At 69.3% G+C, this 6,524-nt stretch carries 5 protein-coding genes; 3 read left to right on the top strand and 2 right to left on the bottom strand.

The window, feature by feature from the left end:
• Positions 1-290: 290 nt before the first annotated feature.
• Together B128_RS0100385 and B128_RS0100380 are read right to left on the bottom strand one after the other, a co-directional pair.
• Positions 291-1,004 carry a hypothetical protein gene (locus B128_RS0100385; protein WP_018110329.1) on the bottom strand — a complete coding sequence of 238 codons (714 nt, stop codon included), beginning with the start codon at positions 1,002-1,004 and terminating at the stop codon, positions 291-293.
• A 13-nt stretch (positions 1,005-1,017) separates the two neighbouring features.
• Positions 1,018-3,099 (bottom strand): ATP-dependent helicase, encoded by a 2,082-nt coding sequence (locus tag B128_RS0100380; protein ID WP_018110328.1) that lies wholly within the window; start codon positions 3,097-3,099, stop codon positions 1,018-1,020.
• 34 nt (positions 3,100-3,133) lie between these two features.
• Here B128_RS0100380 and B128_RS0100375 point away from each other — a divergent pair, with 34 nt between their 5' ends.
• The 3 genes from B128_RS0100375 to B128_RS0100365 all read left to right on the top strand — a co-directional run.
• The gene (locus B128_RS0100375; protein ID WP_018110327.1) at positions 3,134-4,018 is read left to right on the top strand and encodes a phosphohexomutase domain-containing protein; all 885 of its coding nucleotides are present in this window, start codon (positions 3,134-3,136) and stop codon (positions 4,016-4,018) included.
• A complete protein-coding gene (locus B128_RS0100370) occupies positions 4,015-4,968 on the top strand; it encodes an MBL fold metallo-hydrolase (protein ID WP_018110326.1) in 954 nt (317 codons plus the stop codon). Before B128_RS0100375 ends, B128_RS0100370 begins: the two co-directional genes overlap by 4 nt.
• Positions 4,969-5,025: 57 nt before the next feature.
• The coding region (locus B128_RS0100365; protein WP_018110325.1) for a long-chain-fatty-acid--CoA ligase at positions 5,026-6,524 on the top strand (1,499 nt) is incomplete at its 3' end.

The following is a 6,524-nucleotide window of genomic DNA, read 5'->3' as shown; positions in this document are numbered from 1 at the left end:
TAGGGTTGCGGGCCAGTTCCCGGCGCATGCGTTCGCTGGAGAAGCCCAGGAGGGCGCGGACCAGGTGGAAGAGAAAGAGGCTGAGGTCGGAGAAGGTCCTGGGCCTGCCGGGTTTTCTCTCCCCTTCTGGCAAGCGGGCTTGGAGCCATGCCTGGAGCAGGGGGACCAGTTNCTCCAGGGNCAGGGGNAGGATGGAAGGGGGCGTCTGGTGTTCTTCCACAGCTCACCAAGCGCCCCCTTTTCCTTTGGCTTGTCAAGGGGGTATGCATTGAATATCCGAAAGGGGGGTCTCACAGAGGATAGCCCAAAGTTTCCAGCACGACCCGGACCTGGTAAGCAAGGAGGTCCTCGAGGCCATACACCACCTGCACCCGCTCCCCCAAAGCCCGGTCCAGGGGAACCAGGGCCAGGAAGGCATGGAAAGGCTGCAGATTGTCCAAGGAAAGCCTGCCACCCGCATAGAGGATGAGGTCCGCTTTAAGGGCCACTGCCTGGACCTCTTCCCCACGCAGGACCACATGCCCCCGGGCCCGCTCGGGAAGGCGGGCCAAAAAGCTGTCCCCCTCGGCAAAACTGGCCCCGGCCACGGACACCTGGCCCAGAGGCCGCAGGAAGGGGGCCAGAGCGGGGCGCAGGGGCCCAAGCCAGAGGGCCCGGGCCCCCGGGAAATGGGCCGCCAGGAAGCGCTCCAGGCCCACGCCCTCGGTGAACTGGCCCACAAGCCCCGCCACCCCCGGCACCAGGAGGTCCAAGACCCCCGCCTCCCGGGCCTCGGGCTCGAGGCGCACCCCCTCAGGCGGGGGCAGGGCCTCGGCCAGAAGCATGCCGGAGAGCCCCAAGGGGGCCAGGCAAGGCAAAGCTTTCCAGGGGTCTTCCCCCTCCACCGGGTAGGGGAAGAGGGGGAGCTTGGCTGCGGCCACCTCGGCCACCAGGCGGTCAAAAAGGAGGGAGGGGCGGCGGTAGAAGAACACCAGGGGCCGGGGGGTGTGGTAGGGGGGCCACATGGGCTTGCCTCCTCTAGGCGGGGCGCAGGTCGGCGTACTTGAGGGAGAGGCGCTTCAGGCCCACCCCCTCAAAGTGCACGGTCACCTCGTCCCCGGAGGCCGCCACCACGGTGCCGGGGCCGAAACGGGGATGGAAGACCCTCTCCCCTCCCTTGTAGGCCCCCGGCTTGGGCCGATGAGGGGGCGGGACCGGCCTCGGGGGCCGGTAGGGGTCGTACTCCTCGTAGAGGGTGGGGTCCACCTCCTCCAGGAAGCGGCTTGGGCGGGTGGGCTCGGTGCGGCCGTAGACCTCCCGCTCGCCGGCGTAGGAAAGGTAGAGCCGTTCCTGGGCCCGGGTGATGCCCACGTAGAAGAGCCGGCGCTCCTCCTCGAGGCCCTCCAGGGTGCTCAGGGAAGAGCGGTGGGGCAGAAGCCCCTCCTCCACCCCCACCAAAAAGACCACGGGGAACTCCAGGCCCTTGGCGTTGTGCAGGGTCATGAGGGCCACCCGGCCCCCGGTCTCCCCGGGCTCCTCCGCCCGAGCGGTGAGGGCCACCCGGTCCAGGAAGTCCATGAGCCCCTCGGCCTCCTTGGCCGCCCGCAGGAGCTCCTCCACGTTTTCCAGGCGGTCCTCGTGGTCCTCGGGGTAGGCCTCCTTGAGGTAGTTGGGGTAGTCCGTGGCCTCGAGGAGGTGGCGGAAAAAGGCCTCCGCCGGGCCGAAGACCAGGTCCTGAAGCTCCTCCATGAGGGCCAGGAAGTGGCGCAGGGGCTCCGGGCGGGGCAGGACCTCGGCCCCCACCTTCAGGGCCTCGTAAAGGGGAAGCCCCCTTTCCTGGGCCATGGCCTGCACCTTTTCCACGGTGGCCGGGCCGATGCCCCGGGGCGGGGTGTTGAGCACCCGCTTCAGGCTCACGACGTCCAGGGGGTTCAGGGAAAGCCGGGCGTAGGCCAGGAGGTCCTTCACCTCCGCCCGCTCAAAGAAGCCCACCCCACCCACCACCCGCACGGGGATGCCCCGGGAGGCCAGGGCCTGCTCCAGGAGGCGGCTTTGGGCGTTGGTGCGGTAGAGGACGGCCACGCGCTCAAAGGGAGGCCCCAGGCGGAGGACCTCCTCGGCCACGAAGCGGGCCTCCTCCCGGGCATCGGGAGCCCGGAAGAGGCGCACGGGCTCACCCCCGGCGCGCACGGGGCGCAGGGTCTTCTCCAGGCGCAGGGCGTTTTGGGCGATGACGGCATTGGCGAAGCGGAGGATGGCCTCGGTGGAGCGGTAGTTGTCCTCGAGGCGGTACACCCGGGCCCCGGGGTAGTCCCGGGTGAACTCCAGGATGTTCCGGATGTCCGCGGCCCGGAAGGAGTAGATGCCCTGGTCCGGGTCCCCCACGGCCATGAGGTTGGCCTCCTCCCCCGCCAGAAGCCGGGTGAAGCGGTACTGCACGGGGTTGGTGTCCTGGTACTCGTCCACGTGGATGAAGCGGGCCCGCCGCCGCACCCGCTTCAGGACCTCTTCGTCCCCCTCCAGGAGCTCCAGGGCCTTGAGGAGGATGTCCCCGAAGTCCAGGGCCCCCTGGGCCCGCAAGGCCTCCCCATAGCGGACCAGGACGTCCTGAAGCCGCCCCCGGGAAAGGCCCCCGTAGAACTCGGGCAACTCCGCCACCAGGCTTTCCGGGGCCACCCCCTGGTTCTTGGCCCGGTCCAGGAGGCTCCGGATGGGCCCCGGCTTGGCGGTAAGCCCCAGCTCCTTCAGGACCTCCTTGAGGAGGGCCGTCTGGTCGTCCTCGTCGTAGACCACGAAGCCCGGCTTCAACCCCACCCGTTCCCCATAGACCCGGAGGATACGCAGGGCGGCGGCGTGGAAGGTGGAGACCCAAAGCTCCCCCGCCCCCTTCACCATGCGCTTCAGGCGCTCCTTCATCTCCTCGGCGGCCTTGTTGGTGAAGGTGACCGCCAGGATCTCCGAGGGGAAGACTCCCCGGTGGGCGATGAGGTAGGCCACCCGGTGGACCACGGTGCGGGTCTTACCGCTCCCCGCCCCGGCCACCACCAAGGCCGGCCCCTCAAAGTGCAGGACCGCCTGGCGCTGGGCCTCGTTGAGGGAGTGAAGGAGCTCCTCGTTCACGGGGGAGAGTGTACCACGGGGTAGACTCTAGGGCATGGAGCTCTACCCCACGCAGGAAGGCTTCCTGGGAGAGATGGCCAAGGGCTTCACCTTCGCCGCCTTGGGCCGCCTGGCAGCGGGGTTCGGGGAGCGGCTTGTGGCCGAGGGGGTGGGCCGGGTGGTGGTGGCCCACGACACCCGCTTCCTGGCCCGGGAGATGGCCGAGGAGGCGGCCGGGGTGCTGGCCGGCCTAGGGCTGGAAACCCACCTCCTCAAGGGCCCCGCACCCCTGCCCCTCTTCGGCCACGCCCTGAAGGAGCTGGGGGCAGGGGGGTTTTACCTCACGGCCAGCCGCAAACCCGCCCGCTACCAGGGGGTGAAGCTCCGCCTGGGGCCTGGTAGACCCCTTTCCGGGGAGGCCCTGGCCCTTCCTCAGGAAACCCCGCGGGAACGGGGCCCCTACGCCCTCCTGGACGCCAGGAAGGGCTATCTGGAACGCCTTAAGGCCAGCGCCCAGGGCCTGGACCCCGGGAAGAAGGGGGTGGTCTACCTGGACACCCTGGGGGGGGCGGGGGGAGGCCTCATGCCCGCCCTCTTCAAGGCCCTGGGCCTCGAGGCGGAGCTCCGGGAGCTCCACCCGGTCCCCCACCCCCTCTTCTACGGGGTGGACCCCGACCCCAGGCCGGAGAACCTGAACACCCTGCGGGTGCTCCTGAAGGCCCAGGAACCCCCGGCGGTGGGGTTCGCCCTGGACGGGGACGCGGACCGGCTGGCCGTGCTCCTGCCCGGGGGGGAGTTCCTGCCCCCCGAAGGCGTGGCGGAAAGGCTCAAGGGGAGGGAGGTGGAGGCCGACGGGGAGGGAGGCTTCCGCTTCCCCTGGCACCTAGAGGAAAAGGACCCCTTCCTGGCGGCTCTCCTCCTCCTCGAGGCCCTCCTATGAAGGCCCTCCTGCCCGGCCTCTACCTCCTTCCCGTCCCCATCCCCTACCCCCTGCAGACGGTGAACCTCTACCTCCTGAGGGGCGAGGGGGAGGTGGCCCTCCTGGACACCGCCTTAGGCACCCGGACCGCCCGGGGAACCCTGGAGCTCTACCTGGCGGAGCTTGGCCTCTGCTTCCAGGACGTGAAGACCGTCCTCCTCACCCACCACCACCCCGACCACTACGGCCTGGCGGGGTTCTTTGAGGGCCTGGGGGCCAGGGTCTACCTCCACGAGGAGGAGCTTCCCCGGGGGCACCGCTTCTGGCTGGAGCCTGAGGCCTTTGAGGAGGCCTCCTGGCAGCTTTTCCTGGAGCACGGCACCCCGGAGGAAGCCCTTTCGGGCATCCGGGAGACCATGGCCAAGACCCGGGAGCGGGTCCATCCCCCGCAAAGCCCCATCCCCTTGCGGGATGGGGAGGTGCTGGAGGTGGCGGGCCGCCGCCTGCGGGTGGTCTGGACCCCGGGCCATGCGGACGGCCACGCGGCCTTCCTCCTGGAGGAAGAGGGGGTGCTCCTGGCAGGGGATGCCCTTTTGGAGCGGGTCTCCCCCAACGTGGGCCTCTGGGCCTACACCCGGGCCAACCCCCTTAAGGACTTCCTGGCCTCCTTAAGGCGCCTGGGAGAACTCCCTGCCCGGGTGGCCTACGCGGGGCACTTTGGCCCCATCCTCGAGGTGAGAAAGCGGGCGGAGGAACTCCTCCTGCACCACGAGGAGCGCCTCCAGGCCCTCCTCCACCACCTGGAAAGGCCGCAAAGCGCCTGGGAACTCTCCCTAAAGCTCTTTCCCCAGGAGCTGGACCCCGCCGGACGGCGCTTCGCCTTCGCCGAGACCCTGGCCCACCTGGAGTACCTGCGGCACGAGGGCGTTTTGGACCGGGAGGGGCCCCCCTACCGCTACTTCAGGCCATAAGCCCCTTGCCGCAAAGGCAGGTGGGGGGTAGACTTTGACCCGGTTCAAGGAGGCGCCATGAAGCCTTGGCACACCCACTACGACCCCGGGGTTCCCCAGGAGGCCCCAAAGCCCAAGCCCCTGACCGAGCTCCTGAAGGCCAACGCCCAGCGCTACCCCCAGAAGGTGGCCCTGGAGTTCCTGGGGCGAAGTATCCCCTACCAGGCCCTCTGGCAGCAAATAGAAGCCTTCGCCAGGGGGCTACAGGAGGCCGGGCTAAGGCCCGGGGACCGGGTGGCCATCATGCTCCCCAACTCCCCCCAGTTCGTCATCGCCTTCTTCGGCACCCTGCTGGCGGGCGGGGTGGCGGTGAACACCAACCCCATGTACACCCCCCGGGAGCTGAGGCACCAGCTTCGGGACTCCGGGGCCAAGGTGCTGGTCATCCTGGACCTCCTCCTGCCCCGCTACCAGGAGGTGAAGGAGGAGGCCCCGGTGGAGGTGCTGGTGCGCACGGGCATCCAGGACTACCTCCCCTTCCCCAAGAACCTCCTCTACCCCCTCATGCAAAAGCGCAAGGGGCAGTGGCCCAGGGCCCTGGAGGGCATCCCCTGGCGGGCCTTCCTCAGGCCGGGAAGCCCCGAGCCCGTGGCCCTGGGGCTGGACGACCTGGCCCTCTTGCAGTACACCGGGGGGACCACCGGGGTGGCCAAGGGGGCCATGCTCACCCACGGCAACCTGGCCGCCAACGCCCTGCAGGTGCGGGCCTGGATCCCGGACTTCAAGGAGGGGGAGGAGGTGGTCCTGGGGGCCATCCCCTTCTTCCACGTCTACGGCATGACCGTGGCCATGAACCTGGCCCTTTTGGGGGCGGCCAAGCTGGTCCTCCTGCCCCGGCCGGAGATTGGCCCCATCGTGGAGGCCATTGAGAAGCACCGGGTCACCCTCTTCCCCGGGGTGCCCACCCTCTACGTGGCCTTCAATAACTTTCCCGGCATCGAGGGGCGCAACCTGCAAAGCGTCCGGGCCTGCATCTCCGGCTCGGCTCCCCTGCCCCTGGAGGTGGCGGAGCGCTTTGAGGCCCTCACCGGGGCCAAGCTGGTGGAGGGCTACGGCCTCACCGAGGCCAGCCCGGTGACCCACTGCAACCCCCTCTATGGGGAAAGGCGGCTTGGGAGCGTGGGGCTGCCCTTCCCCGGCGTGGAGGCCAGGGTGGTGGACGAGGAAGGCAGGGAAGTCCCCGTGGGGGAGGTGGGCGAACTCATCGTCAGGGGGCCCAACATCATGAAAGGCTACTGGAACCGCCCCGAAGAAACCGGGCGCGCCCTCAAGGACGGCTGGCTCTTCACCGGCGACCTGGCCAAAATGGACCCCGACGGCTACTTCTACATCGTGGACCGCAAAAAGGACATGATCATCGCCGGCGGCTACAACATCTACCCCCGCGAGGTGGAAGAGGTCCTCTACGCCCACCCCGCCGTCCAGGAAGCCGCCGTGGTGGGCGTCCCCGACCCCTACCGCGGAGAAACCGTGGCCGCCTTCCTCGTCCTCAAGGAGGAGTACCGCGGCAAGGTGAG

Origin of the sequence: Thermus igniterrae ATCC 700962 (assembly GCF_000376265.1) — a bacterium.
GTDB classification, from domain to species: domain Bacteria; phylum Deinococcota; class Deinococci; order Deinococcales; family Thermaceae; genus Thermus; species Thermus igniterrae.
The sequence above is the reverse complement of the archived record's forward strand: the minus strand, read 5'-3'. Positions and strand labels throughout refer to the sequence as shown.